The organism is Aeromonas sp. 130281, from assembly GCF_056642115.1.
Window position 1 is genome coordinate 201,830 of record NZ_JBWVQS010000002.1, and the last position, 21,012, is coordinate 222,841.

The following is a 21,012-nucleotide window of genomic DNA, read 5'->3' on the forward strand; positions in this document are numbered from 1 at the left end:
TGACGGGCTCTGAATTCGCTTGTGCCCCGACGCAGCCTCTGGGTTCGGGGCGCCCATACCCTGTTGAATGGAAGTCACCATGTCTGATGTACCACAAGATGATGCCGCCAAGCCGGACGAGGGGATCTACCCCATTCGCGAGGTCTCCCGCCTCACCGGCGTCAATGCCGTCACCCTGCGCGCCTGGCAGCGCCGCTACGGCCTGGTGCAGCCCGCCCGCACCGACAAGGGGCACCGCCTCTACAGCGAGCAGGATATCCGCCAGATAGGCGAGATCCTGAGCTGGCTGGAGCGGGGGGTGAGCATAGGCCAGGTGAAGGGGCTCTTGAGCGAGCCCCAGTCCCAGCCGGTGAGCGATCACTGGCAGCAGACCCTGGAGCAGTTCAGCCAGGCGCTGCTCGCCTTCAACCAGCGCAAGGCGGAGGCCGAGCTTAACGACCTGCTGGCGAGCTACCCCTTCGAGCTGGTGCGCAGCCGGGTGCTGCAACCGCTGGTGGAGCGGCTGCTGGGCCTGTGGCGCGAGCGGCCGGATGGCGAGCTGCTGCAACAGGTGTGGCTGGGCTGGCTCCACACCCGCTTCGCCCGCCACCTCATCGAGCAGGAGAAGGGGCTGCCGGTCACCCTGGCGAGCTGGGGTCAGGTGGGCCCTCTCGATCTGGTCTGGGCGGCCTACGAGCTGATCGGTCAGGGCTATGAGGTGCAGTTGCTGGGGGCGGTTGAGCCGCGCCACGTCGCCCTGCTGGAGGGGCGAGCCCTCACCCCCTGGCGGGTGCTGCTGGGGGCTGGCCTTGGCAAGCCGGCGCTGGCCGCCGACTGGCCTGCCGGTACCCGGCTCTTTGGCGAGCTGGGGCGACTCTATGACGCTGACTGGCTGGCCGCTCACGGCTGGCGGGCGACCCTGGCCGAGGTGATGGCGGACAGGCCTGCCGCGCGCGGCTTGAGCGGGCGCGGGAGCAAGAGATCATGAGGCTGGTCTGGTTTCGCAATGACTTGCGCCTTTCCGACAACCCGGCGCTGCGTCATGGCTGCGCCAGCGATGAGCCGGTCGCCGCACTCTTCATCATCTCCCCCACCCAGTGGCGGCAGCACAAGATGGCCCCCATCCGCCAGCGCTTCATCCTGGCCCAGGTCGATGCGCTGGGCCGGGAGCTGGCGGCCCTCGGCATCCAGCTCCATCTGCTGCGGGTCGAGACCTTTGCCGAGGTGCCTGCGGCGCTGGCTGACCTCTGCCGCGAGCTCGGGGTGAGCCAGCTCTACGCCAATCAGGCCATCGAGCTTGACGAGCAGTGCCGGGACCATGGCGTCACCGCCGCGCTGGCAGAGCAGGAGGTGGGTTGCCACTGGCTCAACGGCTGCTGCGTGCTGCCCCCCGGGCGGGTGCTGACCGGCGGGAGGGAGATGTTCAAGGTCTTCACCCCCTTCAGCCGCGCCTGGCTCAAGGCGCTGGATGAGGATGGCTTCGTCATCCACAGAGCCCCGGCGCCCCGGGGCGAGCCCCTGCCCTGGCAGCCGCTCGCCGAGCGGGCCTTTGTCGATGAGGGACTCGGGGAGCTGACCCCGGATCCCCGCTGGCCGGTGGGGGAGGCCGAGGCCCTGCGGCGGCTGCACGCCTTCCTGGAGCAGGGGGTGCTGGACTACGGCGAGACCCGGGATTTTCCGGCGCTGGCGGGTACCTCCATCCTCTCCCCCTATCTGGCGGCGGGCATCGTCAGCCCCCGTCAGTGCGTGGCGGCCTTGCAGCAGCGGCTCGGCGGCCGGCCCCAGTCCAAGGCGCAGCCCGGTTTCGTCTGGCTCAATGAACTCATCTGGCGCGAGTTCTATCGCCACCTGCTGGTACTGATCCCGACCCTCTCGATGAATCGGCCCTTCAAGCCGGAGACGGCGGCCCTGCCCTGGAGCTGGGACCCGGATGCGTTTGCCGCCTGGTGCGAGGGGCGCACCGGCTACCCCATAGTCGACGCCGCCATGCGCTGTCTCAACGCCACCGGCTGGATGCACAACCGGCTGCGGATGATAGTGGCGAGTTTCCTGACCAAGGATCTGCATATCCACTGGCGGCTCGGGGAGGATTACTTCATGAGCCGGCTCATCGACGGGGATCTGGCGGCCAACAATGGCGGCTGGCAGTGGGCGGCGGGCACAGGCGCCGATGCGGCCCCCTACTTTCGGGTGTTCAACCCGACCACTCAGGGGCAACGATTTGATCCACAAGGGGAGTTTATCCGTACCTGGGTATCTGAGCTTGCCGATCTGCCTGCCACCCATGTGCACCAGCCCCACGACTGGTTGCGGCTCAAGGGGCGGCAGGACTACCCGGCGCCCATGGTGGATCATGCCGTTGCACGGGTGAGGGCCATCGAGATGTTCCGTGACCTGGAGAAGCAATAGCATGAACGACGCGCTGGCCCATTTCATCGTCCTCTACCTGCAGCTGGACAAGCACCAGTTGCACCGCCTGCCGGAGATCTATGCCGAGCAGGTGGTGTTCATCGATCCGGCCCACCGCATCGAGGGGCTGGCCGCGCTCACCCGCTATTTTTCCTCCCTCTACGGGCGGCTCAAGGAGTGCCGCTTCGAGATCACCAGCCAGCAGCAGCAGGGCAATGAAGCCTGGCTCAGCTGGGTCATGATCTTCGCCCACCCCAGGATCGCCGGTGGTCGGCCCGTGCGGGTCGAGGGCGCCACCCGGCTGCAGTTCGATGCCTGGGGCAAGATCTGCCTGCACCGGGACTACTTCGATCTCGGCGCCATGCTCTACGAGCAGTTACCCCTGCTCGGGCCCGTGGTGCGCGCCATCAAGGGGAGGCTGGGAACATGAGCGGACGCGTGCTGATCACCGGGGCCACCTCCGGCATAGGTCGCCAGCTGGCGCTCGATTATCGGCGCGCTGGCTGGCAGGTGTGGGGCTGTGGCCGCGACGGCGAGCGGCTGCAGGAGCTGGGGCTTCACGGCATCACTCCCCTGCAGTTCGATGCACGGGACAGCGTCGCCATGGCAGAGGCCGCCGCCGGTCTGCCCACGCTGGATCTGGTGATCCTGGGCGCCGGCAACTGCGAGTACATGGATATAGCCGAGGGATTTGACAGCGCGCTGTTTGCCCGGGTGATCGAGACCAACCTCATCGCCACCGGCCACGCCCTGGCCGCCTTCCTGCCACGGCTGGCGGCCGGGTCGCGGCTCGCCATCGTCAGCTCCTCGGTGAGCTGGCTGCCCCTGCCAAGGGCCGAGGCCTATGGCGCCTCCAAGGCGGCCCTCGATTATCTGGCCCATACCCTGCGCCTCGATCTCGCCAGCAAGGGGATAGGGGTCACCCTGATCCGCCCGGGCTTCGTGCAAACGCCGCTCACCGCGAAGAATGATTTTCCCATGCCCTGTCTGGTGACGGTGGAGGAGGCATCCCGCGCCATCATGGGCGGGCTGGCTGCCGGTCGCCACCAGATCCACTTCCCCCGTCGCTTCATCTGGCTGCTGCGCCTGCTGGGGGCTCTGCCGACGGGGCTCTGGCTGCGGCTGGGGCGCACTCTCATCTCGAAAGGATCCCCTTCATGAAGAAAAAGATCGCCATCATAGGTTCCGGGATCTCGGGTCTCAGCGCCGGTTTTCTGCTCCACAAGCGGCACGACATCACCTTGTTCGAGGCGGCCCCCCTGCTCGGCGGACATACCGCCACCGTGGATGTCAGCCTGGCCGGTCGCAGCTATGCCATCGACACCGGCTTTATCGTCTTCAACGATCGCACCTACCCGAATTTCCTGAAACTGCTGGAGCGGATCGGGGTGGCGCGCCAGCCCACCGAGATGAGCTTCTCGGTCAAGAACCCCCAGGGGCTGGAGTACAACGGCCACAATCTGGATACCCTGTTTGCCCAGCGCAGCAACCTGCTGAGCCCGCGCTTCTACCGCTTCGTCGCCGAGATACTGCGCTTCAACCGGGAGGCTCGCGCCTGGCTGGCGGAGCTTGGGCGCCACGGCGGTGGCAGTGAACCTACCCTGGGGGACTTCCTGCAACTGGGGGAGTTCAGCGACTACTTCGCCCGCCACTACATACTGCCCATGGGGGCGGCCATCTGGTCCTCCACCCTGGCGGACATGCGCGCCTTTCCGCTGGGCTTCTTCCTGCGTTTCTTTGCCAACCACGGCCTGCTGGATGTGGCCAACCGTCCCCAGTGGTATGTCATTCCGGGCGGCTCGCGGGAATACATAGGCCCACTCACCGCAGGCTGGCTACCGCGGATCCGGCTGGCCTGCCCGGTGCAGGGGATAAGGCGCACGGCCGAGGGGGTGCTGGTCCGAAGCGGCTACGGGGAGGAGCACTTTGACGAGGTGATCCTCGCCTGTCACAGCGATCAGGCGCTGGCCCTGCTGACGGATGCGAGCGAAGGGGAGCAGGCCATTCTCGGTGCCATGGCCTATCAGGCCAACGACGTCTGGCTTCACACCGATGCGAGCTGCCTGCCGCTCCGGCCAAAGGCCTGGGCCAGCTGGAACTATCAGCTCGGGGACGACGACGAGGCGCGCCCCCTGGTGAGCTACAACATGAACATTTTGCAGGGGATAAGCTCGCCGCAACCCTTCTGCGTCAGCCTCAATCCCCAGGGCCGGGTGGACGAGAGCAAGGTGCTGCGCCGCTTCGTCTATCATCATCCGGTCTTCAATCAGGCCTCCATCGCCGCCCAGCAGCGGCGGGCCGAGATCTGCAGCCGGCAGCACACCCATTTCTGCGGCGCCTACTGGTACAACGGCTTTCACGAGGACGGGGTGCGCAGCGCCCTGGACGTGGCCAGTCGCTTCGGAGCCAGCCTGTGAAGGGCGCCGGCGACACCATGGAGACCATCAGCGCCATCTGGCAGGGCTCGGTGCGCCACCGTCGCTTTGCGCCGCGCAGCCACGCCTTCTCTTACGGCCTCTTCATGCTGGGGCTGGATCTGGACGAGCTGCCGGAGCTCAGCCAGGGACGCTGGTTCGGCGTGGAGCGGGCGGGGCTGCTCTCCTTTCGCCGCAGCGACTATCTGGGTGGCAGCGAAGGGCCCCTCAAGCAGGCGGTGTGGGACAAGGTGACCGCCCTTGGCGGCAGTGCCGATCCGGACGGCCGGGTGCTGCTGCTTGGCAACGTGCGCTGCCTGGGTTTCTACTTCAGCCCGGTCAACTTCTACTTCTGCTACCGGGAGGGGGAGGCGCGCTATCTGCTGGCGGAGGTATCGAACACCCCCTGGAACGAGCGCCACTACTATCTGCTGGATCTGGCGGCCCTGGCGCCCCACGACAAGGACTTTCACGTCTCCCCCTTCATGGGGCTGGCCATGCGCTATCACTGGCGCATCCGCCCGCCCGAAGAGGAGACGCTGATCCATATCGAGAGTCATCCCAGATCCGGCGAGGCCAAGCTGTTCGACGCCACCCTGGCGCTGCGCCGCGAGCCGCTGTCGCGCCAGGGGCTCGCGGCCCTGCTCGTCCGCTGGCCCTGGATGACCCTCAAGGTGCTGCTCGGGATCTACTGGCAGGCCCTGCGTCTTTTTATCAAACGAACTCCCATCTTTAGCCATCCGGAGAGCCGCTAATGGAACTTGCTCAATCAACCCTCTCTGCCTCTTTCATCGACAAGGGGGCCAGGCAACTGCTGCTCACTCTGCTGGGACGCCTCGAACAGGGGCAACTGCTGCTGCGGGACGGCAACGAGCGCCACAGCTTCGGGGTGGCGGGCACTGACCTGCACGCCGAGGTGGTGGTGCAGGATCCCGCCTTCTATCGCCGCCTGCTGCTGGGGGGCAGCATAGCCGCCGGTGAAACCTGGGTGGAGGGGCTCTGGACCAGCCCGGATCCGGTGGCCCTGGTGCGGCTGCTGGCGCGCAACCTGCCGCTGCTCGACACCCTGGAGCGGCGGCTCGGCTGGCTCAGCTTCCCCTTCAACAAGGTGCGCCATTGGCGCAGCCGCAACACCCTGACCGGTTCGCGCTCCAACATCGCCGCCCACTATGATCTCGGCAACGCCCTCTATCAGGGCTTCCTCGACAGCCACATGCAGTATTCGAGCGCCATCTACCCGAGCGCCGAGGCTACCCTGGAGCAGGGGCAGCAGGCCAAGCTGCGCACCATCTGCGAGCGGCTCGAGCTGGGACCGGAGGATCACCTGCTGGAGATAGGTACCGGCTGGGGCGGCCTGGCTGTCTATGCCGCTCGCCATTACGGCTGCCAGGTGACCACCACGACTATCTCCCAGGCCCAGCATGATTACGCAAAAGAGTGGATTGCCCGGGAGGGGCTGGGGGATCGCATCACATTGCTGCTGGAGGATTACCGCAAGCTGGAGGGGCGCTTCGACAAGCTGGTCTCCATCGAGATGATAGAGGCGGTGGGGCACGCCTTCCTGCCGGACTACTTCCGTCAGCTGTCGCGCCTGCTCAAGCCCGGTGGTCGCCTGCTGATCCAGGCCATCACCATAGCCGATCAGCGTCACGCCCAGTATCTGCGCGGGGTTGACTTCATCCAGCGCTACATCTTCCCCGGCGGCTGCCTGCCGAGCGTCTCCCAGATGGCGGGGCTGCTCGCCCGGGAGACCGACATGCAGCTGGTGCGGCTGCACGATCACGGCCACCACTATGCCCGCACCCTGGCCCACTGGTGCGAGCGCTTCCTGGCGCTGGCCCCCGAGCTGCCGAGGCTCGGCTACAGCCAGGACTTTATCCGGCTGTGGCACTTCTATTTTGCCTATTGCGAGGGGGGCTTCTGGGAGCGGGCCATCAGCCTGGTGCAGCTGGAGGCGGCCAAGCCGGGCCCCCTCGGCTGGTCCGGTGACTTGCCAGTGAGCGGTCACTGACCATGTGGCAGTGGGCCCACCTGCTGGGATTCAACCTCTACTGGTTGCTGGCGGTGAAATGGCAGCAACCTGGCCCGCTGCTGCTGATGTTGTCGCTTCATTTCCTCTTCTCTCCTCGTCGCCGGCAAGAGTGGCGGCTCATTCCCGTCGCCCTGGCAGGCTGTCTGCTCGACATCCTGCTCTGGGGGCTCGGCCTGTTCCAGTTTCCGGCCGGTTTCCCGCTCTGGCTGTTGCTGCTCTGGTGCGGTTTTGCCCTGACTCTCTCCCACGGTCTGCGCTGGCTTAGGCCCTTGCCGCGCTGGCAGCAGGCGCTGTTTGGCATGGTGGGGGGGGCGAGCTCCTATGTGGCGGGGGCTGCCATGGGGGCCGTACACTTACCCTGGGGCATCTGGATCAGCACGGCGCTGCTGGCGGTGATCTGGATGGGGTTGTTACCCGTACTGCTGTGGGTAACGGTGACGCTGGAGGGTGAGCCGAGATGAACACCTTTTCGACCGACGCCTTGTTATTTTCCAAATGGACCAAGGAGAGCCAGTACGAGCTGGCCGACCACTTCTACCTGGTGGTGGCCTGCCAGCGGGATGCGCGAGGTCAACTGGCGAGCGTGGTGATGCAGGATATCAATACCCTGCAGGAACAGGAGATGGACTGGCATGAACTGGAAGATCCCGCCCATTGGCACATGGGGTGGAGCTAGCACCTTGCTGGCGGCGCTGACGCTGCTGTTTGCCAGTGCGGTGCAGGCCTCTGCCGCCCCCTGGCAACAACTGCGCCCGGTCGGGCAGGGGGAGATGAGCTGGCTCTGGTTCAAGCTCTATGACGCCACCCTCTACAGCGCGAGTGGACGCTACGAGCCGGGTCGCTATCCGCAGGCCCTGACCCTCACCTATGCCAGAGCCATAGAGCGGGAAGATCTGCTGAGCGCCACCGCCGCCGAGTGGCAGCGGCTTGGCCTTGGCAGCGAGACGGATCGCGAGCGCTGGCTCGGCCGGCTCGCCGCCCTCTGGCCCGATGTCGGGGCAGGGGACAGACTCACCTTCTATGTGGACAGTGCGGGAGCCGGTCACTTCTGGTGGCAGGACAAGCCCCTGGGTTCCCTTGCCGATCCCCAGTTTTCTGCCGCCTTTCTGGCCATCTGGCTCGCCGACAACAGTCGCGATCCCGCCCTTACCCGCCGCCTGCGCGGCCAACCCTGATACTGGAGTTCCGCATGCCTCTCTACCGCACATGGCGCCTTCTGCTGCTGTGGCCACTTCTGCTGCTGGCAGCTTGTGGCGCCAGCCTCGATGGCTACAGAGGGAAGGGCCCGAATTGGGATCTCGCCCGTTTCTTCAATGGCAAGCTGGTGGCCCATGGCCTGGTGACGGACCGTAGCGGCGAAGTGACCAGTCGCTTTCGGGTCGAGATGCAGGGGCGCTGGCGAGCGGGCAAGGGGGAGCTGTTCGAGCAGTTCTATTTCGATGATGGCCGCCAGCAGACCCGCACCTGGTTTCTGAGCAAGGGGGTGGATGGTCACTGGCGCGGCACCGCCTCGGACGTGGTGGGGGAGGCGGTGGGCAAGACGACTGGTTTTGCCCTGAACTGGCGCTATCAACTCGATCTGGCCCTGCCGGACGGGGAGGTGGTGCGGGTGAGCTTCGATGACTGGATGTATCTGCTGGATGAAGATCGCCTGATCAATCGCGCGAAGATCAGCAAGTTCGGCATTCATCTGGGGGAGGTGATCCTCTATATCGAGCGGCTTGAGCGATGAGAGCGGGTGTTTTTCCTGCTGACGATAGCCAGTCGCTATCAATGGGCAAGGTACAAGCAATTGTCTTTTGAGTCTGTGCGGGGATATGCTGACTCCGTTCCCGATAATGTTTACCACCTGGAGGTGAATGATGAAGAGCCCCATTGGTCTTGATACCGTTCAATCACAAGCCCTGGCCGCCGAGCTGAACAAGTTGCTGGCCAGCTACCAGATCCTCTACATGAACGTCCGTGGTTTCCACTGGAACATCCGCGGCAACCAGTTCTTCGAGCTGCACCTGAAATTCGAAGAGATCTACAACGATCTGCTGTTGAAAGTAGATGCTCTGGCCGAGCGCATCCTCACCCTGGATGGGGTGCCCCTGCACAGCTTCAGCGACTACATCAAGGTCTCCGCCATCCCCGAGCAGAAGGGGCTGCACGACGGCCGTGCCTGCGTCGAATCCCTGCTGGAGAGCTTCCGCGAGTTGCTGGTGGCCCAGCGCCGCATCCTGGGGCAGGCCGCCGAGGCCGGTGACGAGGGCACCGCCTCCATCCTCTCCGACTATGTGCAGCAGCAGGAGAAACTGGTCTGGATGCTGCGGGCCTATCTGGCCTGATGAAGTCAGGGCCGGATGCCATGAGTGGCACCGGCCCGATCGTTCCGCATCCCCTGTTGCTGCAATCCCGAATTGTCTTTGATGTTATCCACCCGCTTGCCGCCCTCTCTGGGCGGCTTTTTTGTTTTTGATCTGCATCAATGAAAACTTAATTGGTAAATTGAATGCCTATTAAGTTTTTCTAGAGGGGAATAGAATTGCCACAAAACAAACAACTGAAATGTCCAATTAGGAGAGGCATGATGTTTTGTGTGCAATGTGAACAGACAATTCGTACCCCCGCAGGCAATGGCTGCGCTTACGCACAAGGCATGTGCGGCAAGACGGCGGAAACCTCGGATCTGCAGGATGTGCTGATCTATGCGTTGCAGGGTCTCAGCGCCTGGGCCCTGGCAGCCCGCGAGCACGGCATGATCGATGACGAGATCGACGCCTTCGTGCCCAAGGCCTTCTTCGCCACCCTCACCAACGTCAACTTCGACTCGGCGCGCATCGTCGGCTATGTGAATCAGGCGATGGCCTATCGTCAGCAGCTGGCCGCCAAGCTGGCACCGCTGGCGGTGCAGGTAAGCGATCTGCCCGCCGCCGCCCGCTTCGAGCCGGGCAGCGAGCTGCTGGAACAGCTGGCCCATGCGCCCCAGACTGCGGTCAATCGCGGCAAGAGCGAGGTCAACGAAGACATCATGGGGCTGCGTCTGCTCTGTCTCTACGGCCTCAAGGGGGCCGCCGCCTATATGGAGCACGCCCGGGTGCTGGATCAGCAGGATGCCGGGGTAGCCGCCGAATTCCACCGCATCATGAGTTGGCTCGGCACGGATCCCAGCGATCTGGATCCCCTGTTCAAGTGCGCCATGGAGATAGGCCTGCTCAACTTCCGCATCATGGAGATGCTGGATCTCGGCGAAACCACGGCGTTTGGCCACCCCGAGCCGACCCAGGTGCGCGTCACTCCGGTGCCGGGCAAGTGCATCCTGGTCTCAGGTCACGACATGGTGGATCTCAAGCTCATCCTGGAGCAGACCAAAGGCACCGGCATCAAGGTCTACACCCACGGCGAGATGCTGCCGGCCCTGGCCTACCCCTTCTTCAAGCAGTACCCGCACCTGGTGGGCAACTACGGCTCCGCCTGGCAGAACCAGCAGAAGGAGTTTGCGAACTTCCCCGGCGCCGTGGTGATGACCTCCAACTGCATCATCGACCCTAACGTCGGCAACTACAGCGATCGCATCTTCACCCGCTCCATCGTCGGCTGGCCCGGGGTGACCCATCTGGAAGGGGAAGATTTCTCTGCCGTTATCGCCAAGGCGCAGGCGCTGGAAGGCTTCAAGCACGTTGAGCTGGAGCACTTCATCACCATAGGCTTCGCCCGCAACGCACTGATGCAGGCCGCCCCTGCGGTGATCGAGAAGGTCAAGGCCGGCGAGATCAGCCACTTCTTCCTGGTGGGGGGCTGTGACGGCGACCGTGCCGAGCGCGCCTACTACACCGAGTTCGCCAAGGGGATACCGCAGGACAGCCTGCTGCTCACCCTGGGCTGCGGCAAGTACAAGTTCAACAAGCTCGACTTTGGCGACATCGGCGGTATTCCGCGCCTGCTGGACGTGGGCCAGTGCAACGACGCCTACTCCGCCATCCAGCTCGCCCTGGCGCTCTCCGAGGCATTCGAGTGCGGCGTCAACGATCTGCCCCTGACCCTGGTGCTCTCCTGGTTCGAGCAAAAAGCCATCGTCATCCTGCTCACTCTGCTGGCACTCGGGGTGAAGGACATCCGCACCGGCCCGACCGCTCCGGCCTTCCTCACCCCGGCCCTGCTCAAGGTGCTGGAGGAGCAGTTTGGCCTGAAAGGGACCACCACGGCCGAGGCTGACTTGGCCGAGATCCTGGCGGCCTGATGCATTCAGCATGTTGTAAGCCTTTGGCGAGCCTGATGGCTCGCCTTTTTTTCAAGACGATCGCTTCAAGACAAGAGGAGCCTTGCGATGATCTCCACCTCTCTCCCCCTGCGCTGCATCGGCCGTCGTGCGGAGACCCACGACGTGACCAGCTGGCAGTTTGTCGCCGCCGAGGGCACGCTGCCCCCCGTGCTCGCCGGTCAGTGCGTGACCCTGCACACCGAGATAGGCGGCGAGCCCCTGTGCCGCGCCTACACCCTCTCCTCCAGCCCGCAGGATCCTTGCTGGCAGGTCACCATCAAGGATGTGGGGCTGGTCTCTCATCACCTGCACCAAACCTTGCAGCTAGGGGACCAGATCCGGGCCGACGGCCCCTTCGGCGACTTCAACCTGACGGCGCTGCCCTGCGAGCGACCGTTGCTGCTGAGCGCAGGCTCCGGCATCACCCCCATGTGGGCCATGCTGCGCGGCGAGCTGGCCAAGAGACCGGACGCGGATATCCGCTTTATTCACAGCGCCAGAACCCCTGAGGATGTGATCTTCGCAGATGAGTTGGCCGCGCTGGCCGAGGCCCATTCCGGCGTGCGCCATGCTTTAGTGCTGGAGCAAGTACGGGAAGAGGCGCCGACGGCTTATCCCTGGGTTGGCCGGCTCACGCCGGAGATGCTGAGGGAACTGGCGCCGGATCTCTTGAGCCGCCATGTCTACCTGTGTGGACCCGCCCCCTATATGGCGGTGGTGAGCGCCATGCTGGCAGAGCTGGGGTTGCCGGCGGCGCAGCTGCATCAGGAGTCCTTCGGCCTGCCTTCTGCGGCATCGAGTGCGGTGCCAGTTGCCGCCGACAGCGACCACTTCTGGCTGACCCTGAAAAAGAGCGGCAAGAGGGTGAAAATACTGCCGGGCCAGACCCTGCTGGCGGCGCTGGAGGGGGCGGGAGAGACCATGATGGCCGCCTGCCGCGCCGGGGTATGCGGGGCCTGTCGCTGCACCACGGAAGGGGAGATAGAGCGCCAGAGCGTGATGACATTGAGCGCGCAGGATCTGGAGAGCGGGGTGGCGCTCGCCTGCTCCTGCACCGCCAGAGGGGATGTCGGCCTCGACTACTGAGGGCGTCATAAGTATCCCGAGCTTTTCCCGCGCGGGCAGGGCGGGTAGACTCAGCTCCAGTTTCAGCAAAGCACGGGATAAAAAATGACAATTCTGGTCACGGGCGGCGCCGGCTATATCGGCTCCCATACACTGGTTGAGCTGCTGGGCGCCAGCCAGCAGGTGGTAGTACTGGACAACCTCTCCAACTCCTCCCCCGAGTCCCTCAAGCGGGTCGAGCGGATCACCGGCAAGCCGGTCACCTTCGTCGAGGGGGACATCCTGGACAGGGCCTGCCTGCAACGGCTGTTCGCCGCCCACAATATCGAGTCGGTGATCCACTTCGCCGGCCTCAAGGCGGTGGGGGAGTCCAGCCAGATCCCGCTCACCTACTACCAGAACAACGTGACCGGCACCCTGGTGCTGTGCGAGGAGATGGCCAGGGCCGGCGTGTTCCGCCTGGTTTTCAGCTCCTCGGCCACCGTCTATGGGGATCCCGCCTCTGTGCCCCTGAGGGAAGATTTCCCCACCAGCGCCACCAACCCCTATGGCCGCTCCAAGCTGATGGTTGAAGAGATACTGCGGGATCTCTCCAAATCCGATCCCCGCTGGGCCATAGTGCTGCTGCGCTACTTCAACCCGGTCGGTGCCCACGAGAGCGGCCTCATCGGTGAAGATCCCAACGGCATTCCCAACAACCTGCTGCCTTACATCAGCCAGGTCGGCGTCGGCAAGCTCAAGGAGCTGGGGGTATTCGGCAACGACTACCCGACGCCGGACGGCACCGGCGTGCGCGACTACATCCACGTGGTGGATCTCGCCATCGGCCACCTCAAGGCGCTGGCCCGCATCGAGCGCGACACCGGGGTCTTCACCTACAACCTGGGCACGGGTCAGGGTTACTCGGTGCTGGAGATGGTCAAGGCGTTCGAAACCGCCAGCGGCCGCCCCATTCCCTACCAGATCAAGCCCCGTCGCCCCGGCGACATCGCAGAGTGCTGGGCCGAGCCGACCCTGGCCCGGGACGAGCTGGGCTGGCAGGCCGAGCGGGGTCTGGCGCAGATGATGGTCGACACCTGGCGCTGGCAAAGCAACAACCCGAACGGCTATCAGGCCTGATAACACCCCGGATAGCAAAACGCCCCGGCATGCCGGGGCGTTTCTTTATGAGCGAAGAGCGGGTTACTGAATGCTCTTGCCGGCGCGTACGTCCTTGACGATGGCCCTGAGGCTGGCCAGATCGCGGGGGGCTCCGCGCAGGATCTGATCGCCGATGATGAAGGCCGGGGTGCCGGAGATGCTCATGGCCTCGGCCAGGGCCCGGTTGGTACCCAGGTTCTGATCTATGCTGCCGTCCTTGATCTTCGCCTCGACCTTGCTCCAGTCCACCCCGGCGGCCTTGGCGACGTCTTTCACCTGAGCCTCGTCGGAGAGCGGGCCCTGGTGGGCGTACAGCTTGTCGTGGAAGGCCTGGTACTTGTCGGGCTGACCCAGCTTGACCGCCAGCGCCGCGCGGGCGGCGTAGTAGGAGGTCTCGCTCAGTATGGGGAACTGCTTGTAGATGTAGCGGATGTCTTTGTCTTCACCGAGCAGTTGCTGGATGAGGGGATGGGCCCGCTTGCAGTAGCCGCAGTTGTAGTCGAAGAACTCGACCACGGTCAGGCTCCCCTTGGGGTTGCCGCTCTCGGGATCCTGATTGGCGAAGAGCTGCTTGGCATGGGCCTCGATCAGCGTCTTGTCGCTCTCGGCCTGCTGGCTCTCCTGCTTGGCACGCAGGGCATTGGACATCTCGACCAGGATCTCCGGATTCTTGACCAGATAGTCGCGCACGATCTGCTCGACGTCGCTCTTGGTCAGCTCGCTCGCCTGCACCGGCGCCGCAAGCAGGGTCGCGCCGGTCAGGGCGGTGAACAGGGCATGTTTGATTCTCATAAGTCCATCTTGCTGGGAATATGGTGGAGGCCACTATAGTGGGTGAGTCTGTTTTCAAGTCAAGCCATCCGGTTGAAAAAGCAGGGGTTGGGGCGACTCTGCGGGTTTTGTTGGCCATTTAGCCCAATAAATCGGCAAACGAGCAGAGCAGGGATTTACAAGGGGGATCGTCATGGGTAATATGCGTCGCACTGCTGCGGAGGGGTGGCAGAGCGGCTGAATGCACCGGTCTTGAAAACCGGCGATGGGCGACCATCCGTGGGTTCAAATCCCACCTCCTCCGCCATCTATACGGCCCATCTCATTGAATGAGATGGGTTTTTTTGTATCTGCAGTATTAGGTATGCCAGTGGGTATCAACTGGCGTGCCCTCTATCTCGACCCCCCTTCAGGTTCCCTTTTCCGTCTCTCCAAATAAGAGAACCTTTCTCTAATCCAGTGCAAATCACACTGTTTGTTGTGTTTCTTTACTGCTGCAGGAAGGCGTTTGTTGCGTGCCCATGCTTGATGGCAACGGCGACAATTTGACTGCTCCTGGCCGTAAGCGCCATCTATCATCGACCGCAACTTGTCTGCTAGTATCGACCCCGTCGCCTTTTGTCGCAGGCCGTCATTCATAAGAGAAATATCATTAAAATACAGGTGGATAGGGAGATCTACATGGCCTCAAAAACAGGCGTTAAACAGTCATTGCAACTTGTCGAGCGCCTTGCTGATGGCTCACTGCGGCAAATACCTCTCAGCGATGTTGTCGTCGTTCCGGCTCAACCTGGCGCCAAGTACGCGTTAATCGATATTTCGACAGGCAAGTCCCCTGAGGGGGTGGTCGTCAAGCGCAAGGGCGGCTCGCTGATTGTCGAGTCGGAGGACGATGGCGTTCTGGTTGAGCTCACCGAATTTTATGATGAGCCAGAGACTGCGTTTATCCCCCAGGCTGAACTGGATGGTTCGACGCTGGTTGGCGCCTCGGTGACGAGTGACAGCCCGGTGATCGAGACCACTGCCAATGGTGATCACATCGTCTGGCAAGGGAGCTCTGACAGCGATTTCTTCACTCCCATTACTGTCGGGCTGGGGGCGCTTGGTCTTGGTGGAATTGCCCTGGCTGCAGGCAGTGGTGGGGGAGGTGATGGTGATGGTGGCTCAGAGGCCAGCGTCGTCAACAAGGTTGCCGGGACCATAGTGGGCGGCCCGGTTATCGCGGGTAATGATCTGCGTGTCGAGGTTTACCAGGCTGACGGCATCACCCTGCTGGGGACGGCTCAGGTCAATCCAGATGGCACTTTCTCCATTGCGGTTGGCGACTACCTTGGGGTGGTCATCGCCCGGGTCGTTAACAATGGCCCAAGTGCCGATTATCTGGATGAAGCGACTCAGGCTGGCAAAGACCTTAATGCTGACCTGTTCGCGATGGAGGTGGTGTCGGAGCCTAATTCCACAGTCACCGTCAATCTTAATGTCCTCAGTACCCTGGCTTATCACAAGGTGCAAGATGCGACAGCCGGTGGTGTGCCCGCGGCATCTACGGTGGACAGCATCAACGATGCCGTTGCCGATCTATTCGGCCTGCCGAGTTTGCATGGCACTACTGTAGTGCCAACCAACGGCGGCAGTTTTGACAGCAACAACGGCTTGAGTGCAGGCGAAATATACGGAGCCCTACTGGCGGCGCTCTCAGGAGCGGATACCCAGAACGGTGGCAATAGTCAGCAAACCATCGCTGATCTTCTGGCTGGGTTGCAGGTCAGCAACGGCAAGGCGACCTTGACCGAAAGTGCACAGGGCATTGTCGTGCAAGGCGGTGAGTATACGTCAGCGCAAACGGGGCAGAACTTGACTGATGCCGTTGCCGTTGTGGTTGATACCTACGCACCCAAATTCAGCTCAGGCGCGACAGCCGATGCCATTTTGGAAAATAGTGGTGCTTTGCAGAGCGTTTATACCGCAGCGGTGAGTGACGCAGGGATTGTCACCTACAGCCTCAAAGCGGCGGGTGACCATGGCGCCTTCATCATTGATGCGGCCACGGGGGCGGTCATCCTGACTGGCAACCCGGATCATGAAATCAAGCCTAGCTACAGCTTCACCGTGGTGGCCACGGATGCCGCCGGCAACGCCAGCGAGCAGACAGTCACCCTGAACATCACCGACCTGGACGAGGTGGCGCCGACTATCACCTCATGGGCGACCGCCAGCGCTATCAATGAAAACAGCGGCGCCGGGCAGCTGGTCTACACCGTCACCAGCACAGACGGCGGCGATGTGTCGACCGGCAACACCAGCTACAGCCTGAAGGCGGGAGCGGATGCGGCGCTGTTTAGCATCGACGCGGCTACCGGAGCAGTGACCCTGACGGGCAGCCCGGATCATGAAACCAAGGCGAGCTACAGCTTCACCGTGGTGGCCACGGATGCCGCCGGCAACGTCAGCGAGCAGACGGTCACGCTCAATATCAATGACCTGGACGAGATAGCGCCAACCATCACCTCCGGGACGACCGCCAGCACCATCAATGAAAACAGCGGCGCCGGGCAGCTGGTCTATACCGTCACCAGCACCGACGGTGGTGATGTGTCGAGCGGCAGCACCAGCTACAGCCTGAAGGCGGGAGCAGATGCTGCGCTGTTCAGCATCGACGCCAGCACCGGGGCGGTGACTCTCACGGGCAACCCGGATCATGAAACCAAGCCCAGCTACAGCTTTACCGTGGTGACCACGGATGCGGCCGGCAATGCCAGCGAGCAGACGGTCACGCTCAATATCAACGACCTGGATGACCTGGCCCCGACCATCACCTCCGGTGCCACCGCCAGCGCCATCAATGAAAACAGCGGCGCCGGGCAGCTGGTCTACACCGTCACCAGCACCGACAGCGGCGATGTGTCGAGCGGCAGCACCAGCTACAGCCTGAAGGCGGGGGCGGATGTGGCGCTGTTCAGCATCGATGCCAGCACCGGGACGGTGATCCTGACTGGCAACCCGGATCATGAAATCAAGCCTAGCTACAGCTTCACCGTGGTGGCCACGGATGCCGCCGGCAACGTCAGCGAGCAAGTTGTCACCCTGAACGTCAATGACCTGGATGACCTGGCCCCGACCATTACCTCAGGCGGCACCGCCAGCGCCATCAATGAAAACAGCGGCGCCGGGCAGCTGGTCTACACCGTCACCAGCACCGACAGCGGCGATGTGTCGACCGGCAACACCAGCTACAGCCTGAAGGCGGGGGCGGACGCGGCGCTGTTCAGCATCGACGCGGCTACCGGGGCGGTGACCCTGACGGGCAACCCGGATCATGAAACCAAACCCAGCTACAGCTTTACCGTGGTGGCCACGGATGCCGCCGGCAACGCCAGCGAGCAGTTGGTCACGCTGAACGTCAATGACCTGGACGAAGTGGCTCCGACCATCACCTCCGGGGCCAGCGCCAGCACCATCAATGAAAACAGCGGCGCCGGGCAACTGGTCTATACCGTCACCAGCACAGACAGCGGTGATGTGTCGAGCGGCAGCACCAGCTACAGCCTGAAGGCGGGAGCGGATGCGGCGTTGTTCAGCATCGACGCAGCCACCGGGGCGGTGACCCTGATGGGCAACCCGGATCATGAAACCAAACCCAGCTACAGCTTTACCGTGGTGACCACGGATGCGGCCGGTAACGCCAGCGAGCAGACTGTCACGCTCAATATCAATGACTTGGATGACCTGGCCCCGACCATCACCTCTGGGACGACTGCCAGCGCCATTAATGAAAACAGCGGCGCCGGGCAGCAAGTCTACACAGTCACCAGCACCGACGGCGGCGATGTGTCGAGCGGCAGCACCAGCTACAGCCTGAAGGCAGGGGCGGACGCGGCGCTGTTCAGTATCGATGCGGCCACCGGGGCGGTGACCCTGATTGGCAACCCGGATCACGAGACCAAGTCCAGCTACAACTTTACCGTGGTGGCCACGGATGCGGCCGGCAATGCCAGCGAGCAGGTGGTCACGCTCAATATCAATGACCTGGACGAGATAGCGCCGACCATCACCTCGGGGGCGACCGCCAGCGCCATCAATGAAAACAGCGGCGCCGGTCAGCTGGTCTACACCGTCACCAGCACAGACAGTGGCGATGTGTCGACCGGCAACACCAGCTACAGCCTGAAGGCGGGAGCGGATGCGGGGCTGTTCAGCATCGATGCCAGTACGGGGGCTGTGACCCTGACGGGCAACCCGAATCATGAAACCAAGCCCAGCTACAGCTTTACCGTGGTGGCCACGGATGCCGCTGGCAACGCCAGCGAGCAGGCGATCACGCTCAATATCAATGACCTGGACGAAGTGGCCCCGGCCATCACCTCGGGGACCAGCGCCAGCGCCATCAATGAAAACAGCGGCGCCGGGCAACTGGTCTACACAGTAATCAGCACAGACAGCGGCGATGTGTCGAGCGGCAGCACCAGCTACAGCCTGAAGGCGGGAGCGGATGCAGCGCTGTTCAGCATCGATGCGGCCACCGGGGCTGTGACTCTCACGGGCAACCCGGATCATGAAACCAAACCCAGCTACAGCTTTACCGTGGTGGCCACGGATGCGGCCGGTAACGCCAGCGAGCAGACTGTCACGCTCAATATCAATGACTTGGATGACCTGGCCCCGACCATCACCTCTGGGACGACTGCCAGCGCCATCAATGAAAACAGCGGCGCCGGGCAGTTGGTCTATACCGTCACCAGCACCGACAGCGGCGATGTGTCGACCGGCAACACCAGCTACAGCCTGAAGGCAGGAGCGGATGCGGCGTTGTTCAGCATCGACGCAGCCACCGGGGCGGTGACCCTGACGGGCAACCCGGATCACGAGACCAAGCCCAGCTACAACTTTACCGTGGTGGCCACGGATGCGGCCGGCAATGCCAGCGAGCAGGTGGTCACGCTCAATATCAATGACCTGGACGAAGTGGCGCCGACCATCACCTCGGGGGCGACCGCCAGCGCCATCAATGAAAACAGCGGCGCCGGTCAGCTGGTCTACACCGTCACCAGCACAGACAGCGGCGATGTGTCGACCGGCAACACCAGCTACAGCCTGAAGGCGGGAGCGGATGCGGGGCTGTTCAGCATCAACGCCAGTACGGGGGCTGTGACTCTCACGGGCAACCCGGATCATGAAACCAAGGCAAGCTACAGCTTTACCGTGGTAGCCACGGATGCCGCCGGCAACGCCAGCGAGCAGGCGGTCACCCTGGGGATCAACGATCTGGTCGATGAAGTCGCACCTGCTGTCGACAGCATCGCCATCAGTGGGGCAAGCGGTGCACAGAACAGTCGCCTGAATGCGGGTGACGTGGTCAGCATCACTGTGACCATGGATGAGGCGACCCTGGTCGACACCACGGGGGGAACCCCGCGTGTGGCGCTGAATGTCGGGGGCAGCACAGTCTACGCCGATTACGTCTCGGGCAGTGGCACTGCCTCATTGATCTTCCAATACACCATTCTGGCTGGTCAGAGCGATGCCAACGGTATCAGTCTGGGTGCCAATGCGCTGCAGGCGAACGGCGGAACGCTGCGCGACGCGGCGGGCAATGCGGCTACCCTGACTCATGGTGCTGTAACCGATAACGCCGGTTACCTGGTGGATACCACGGCCCCAGGTATCAGCGCTGTGGCGATCACCAGTGCCAGCGGTTTACAGAACAACATCCTGAATGCCGGTGACGTTGTCAGCGTCACCGTGACCATGAACGAAGCGACCCTGGTCAATACCACCGGCGGTACGCCGCGTCTGGCGCTGAATATCGGTGGCAGCACGGTTTACGCAAATTACGCCTCGGGCTCAGGCACAGCATCGCTGGTATTCCAATACACGATTTTGCCCGGTCAGACCGATGCCAACGGCATCAGCATCGCCGCCGGCGCACTTGCTGCCAACGGGGGCACCCTGCGCGACGCCGCGGGTAACGACGTGAACCTGAGCCACGCCCTGGTGGCCGACAACGCCAGCTTCCTGGTCGATACCACGGCCCCTGTCGTGAACGGGGTTAGCAGCCCTACGGCGGCGGGTACCTACGGTGTGGGGAGTGTGATCAGCATCCAGGTCAGTTTCAGCGAGGCGGTCACCGTCTCTGGCACGCCGCAACTGACCCTGGAAACCGGTGCCACGGATCGGACCATCAATTACGTCAGTGGCTCAGGCTCCAATACCCTGACCTTCAACTACACGGTTCAGGCGGGGGACACCAGTGCCGATCTGGATTACCTGAGCTCTGGGGCACTCGGCCTCAATGGCGGCACCATCCGCGACGCTGCCGGCAACAACGCCACCCTGACCTTGCCGACCCCTGGCGGGGCCGGTTCACTCGGGGCAAATGAAGCCATCGTGATCGACACCTCTGGACCTGTGGCCGACACCAGCATAGTGGTGTTTGACCTGGTACAGGGGGTCAGTTCCGACCACAGCAGCCGTACTTTCGATGCCAATACCAGCTACACCATTTATGTCCGGGTGGAGAGTCAGAAGGCTGAGATGAGCACGGCCGGTAATGGACCTGGAACCTGGGGAATGTGGTCGGGGGCTAACAATTTGGGGGCGGACGACAAGGTGGTCTTTGTGGGAACGGGGCAGGGGATCATGGGCAAGAGCGGCTCGCAATGGCGCGTCGTAGGAAGAGTGGACGCAGGCCGTAATGGTCAGAACACTCAGGAGTTCTATGGGGTGTATACGATGGTGTCATTCCTCGGCATGACAGCTTATGCCAAAGGCACCGTCTATCGTGGCATAGCATGGAGCACCGGACAGGTTCCGGGAGCTCTCTATGGGAACGGCGATTTGTGGAACGGCACCTGGGCCAACATCAATGCGGGAAAAGCCTTCAATGATGTGCATATGCTCCAGATGCCCAACAGCATCCTGACCTCCCAAGGGCTGGTCTGACCCGGCTCTATTTCTCCCCC

At 63.2% G+C, this 21,012-nt stretch carries 17 protein-coding genes and 1 tRNA gene; 17 read left to right on the forward strand and 1 reads right to left on the reverse strand.

Features of this window, described 5'->3' with window-relative positions:
* Positions 1 to 79 precede the first annotated feature (79 nt).
* From AC1IN8_RS07915 to galE, 15 genes are all read left to right on the forward strand, one after another.
* Positions 80 to 967, forward strand: coding sequence for a MerR family transcriptional regulator (locus tag AC1IN8_RS07915; protein WP_319917126.1), 888 nt, complete (start codon positions 80 to 82; stop codon positions 965 to 967).
* On the forward strand, positions 964 to 2,388 hold the full coding sequence (gene phrB, locus AC1IN8_RS07920) for a deoxyribodipyrimidine photo-lyase (protein ID WP_479758564.1): 1,425 nt from the start codon (positions 964 to 966) through the stop codon (positions 2,386 to 2,388). The genes AC1IN8_RS07915 and phrB overlap by 4 nt, the downstream gene beginning before the upstream one ends.
* 1 nt (position 2,389) lies before the next feature.
* Positions 2,390 to 2,818 carry a nuclear transport factor 2 family protein gene (locus AC1IN8_RS07925; RefSeq protein WP_247627109.1) on the forward strand — a complete coding sequence of 143 codons (429 nt, stop codon included), beginning with the start codon at positions 2,390 to 2,392 and terminating at the stop codon, positions 2,816 to 2,818.
* Positions 2,815 to 3,549, forward strand: coding sequence for an SDR family NAD(P)-dependent oxidoreductase (locus tag AC1IN8_RS07930; protein ID WP_479758566.1), 735 nt, complete (start codon positions 2,815 to 2,817; stop codon positions 3,547 to 3,549). The genes AC1IN8_RS07925 and AC1IN8_RS07930 overlap by 4 nt, the downstream gene beginning before the upstream one ends.
* Complete coding sequence (locus tag AC1IN8_RS07935) at positions 3,546 to 4,805, forward strand: NAD(P)/FAD-dependent oxidoreductase (RefSeq protein WP_479758567.1); 1,260 nt, start codon at positions 3,546 to 3,548, stop codon at positions 4,803 to 4,805. Before AC1IN8_RS07930 ends, AC1IN8_RS07935 begins: the two co-directional genes overlap by 4 nt.
* Positions 4,806 to 4,822: 17 nt before the next feature.
* On the forward strand, positions 4,823 to 5,557 hold the full coding sequence (locus tag AC1IN8_RS07940; RefSeq protein ID WP_479758756.1) for a DUF1365 domain-containing protein: 735 nt from the start codon (positions 4,823 to 4,825) through the stop codon (positions 5,555 to 5,557).
* On the forward strand, positions 5,557 to 6,813 hold the full coding sequence (locus AC1IN8_RS07945) for a class I SAM-dependent methyltransferase (protein WP_479758568.1): 1,257 nt from the start codon (positions 5,557 to 5,559) through the stop codon (positions 6,811 to 6,813). The genes AC1IN8_RS07940 and AC1IN8_RS07945 overlap by 1 nt, the downstream gene beginning before the upstream one ends.
* Positions 6,814 to 6,815: 2 nt before the next feature.
* Entirely contained in the window at positions 6,816 to 7,295 is a 480-nt protein-coding gene (locus AC1IN8_RS07950) for a DUF2878 domain-containing protein (RefSeq protein WP_479758569.1), read from the forward strand.
* On the forward strand, positions 7,292 to 7,510 hold the full coding sequence (locus AC1IN8_RS07955) for a TIGR02450 family Trp-rich protein (RefSeq protein ID WP_479758570.1): 219 nt from the start codon (positions 7,292 to 7,294) through the stop codon (positions 7,508 to 7,510). The genes AC1IN8_RS07950 and AC1IN8_RS07955 overlap by 4 nt, the downstream gene beginning before the upstream one ends.
* A complete protein-coding gene (locus tag AC1IN8_RS07960) occupies positions 7,467 to 8,009 on the forward strand; it encodes a chalcone isomerase family protein (RefSeq protein WP_319917133.1) in 543 nt (180 codons plus the stop codon). The genes AC1IN8_RS07955 and AC1IN8_RS07960 overlap by 44 nt, the downstream gene beginning before the upstream one ends.
* Positions 8,010 to 8,023: 14 nt before the next feature.
* Positions 8,024 to 8,566, forward strand: a complete 543-nt coding sequence (locus AC1IN8_RS07965) for a DUF3833 domain-containing protein (protein ID WP_479758571.1) — start codon at positions 8,024 to 8,026, stop codon at positions 8,564 to 8,566.
* A 130-nt stretch (positions 8,567 to 8,696) separates the two neighbouring features.
* Entirely contained in the window at positions 8,697 to 9,164 is a 468-nt protein-coding gene (locus tag AC1IN8_RS07970; protein ID WP_139434208.1) for a Dps family protein, read from the forward strand.
* A gap of 242 nt (positions 9,165 to 9,406) precedes the next feature.
* Positions 9,407 to 11,056 carry a hydroxylamine reductase gene (hcp, locus tag AC1IN8_RS07975; RefSeq protein ID WP_479758572.1) on the forward strand — a complete coding sequence of 550 codons (1,650 nt, stop codon included), beginning with the start codon at positions 9,407 to 9,409 and terminating at the stop codon, positions 11,054 to 11,056.
* 87 nt (positions 11,057 to 11,143) lie between these two features.
* Positions 11,144 to 12,163, forward strand: coding sequence for an FAD-binding oxidoreductase (locus AC1IN8_RS07980; RefSeq protein WP_479758573.1), 1,020 nt, complete (start codon positions 11,144 to 11,146; stop codon positions 12,161 to 12,163).
* A gap of 84 nt (positions 12,164 to 12,247) precedes the next feature.
* Complete coding sequence (galE, locus tag AC1IN8_RS07985) at positions 12,248 to 13,261, forward strand: UDP-glucose 4-epimerase GalE (RefSeq protein ID WP_479758574.1); 1,014 nt, start codon at positions 12,248 to 12,250, stop codon at positions 13,259 to 13,261.
* Between the two features lie 63 nt (positions 13,262 to 13,324).
* Here galE and AC1IN8_RS07990 read toward each other — a convergent pair whose 3' ends face one another.
* Positions 13,325 to 14,074 carry a DsbA family protein gene (locus AC1IN8_RS07990; protein WP_479758575.1) on the reverse strand — a complete coding sequence of 250 codons (750 nt, stop codon included), beginning with the start codon at positions 14,072 to 14,074 and terminating at the stop codon, positions 13,325 to 13,327.
* A 198-nt stretch (positions 14,075 to 14,272) separates the two neighbouring features.
* Between AC1IN8_RS07990 and AC1IN8_RS07995 the strand changes: the two genes are divergently transcribed.
* A tRNA-Ser gene (locus tag AC1IN8_RS07995) sits at positions 14,273 to 14,360 on the forward strand.
* A 1,640-nt stretch (positions 14,361 to 16,000) separates the two neighbouring features.
* Positions 16,001 to 20,992, forward strand: a complete 4,992-nt coding sequence (locus AC1IN8_RS08000; RefSeq protein WP_479758577.1) for a beta strand repeat-containing protein — start codon at positions 16,001 to 16,003, stop codon at positions 20,990 to 20,992.
* Positions 20,993 to 21,012: the final 20 nt, after the last annotated feature.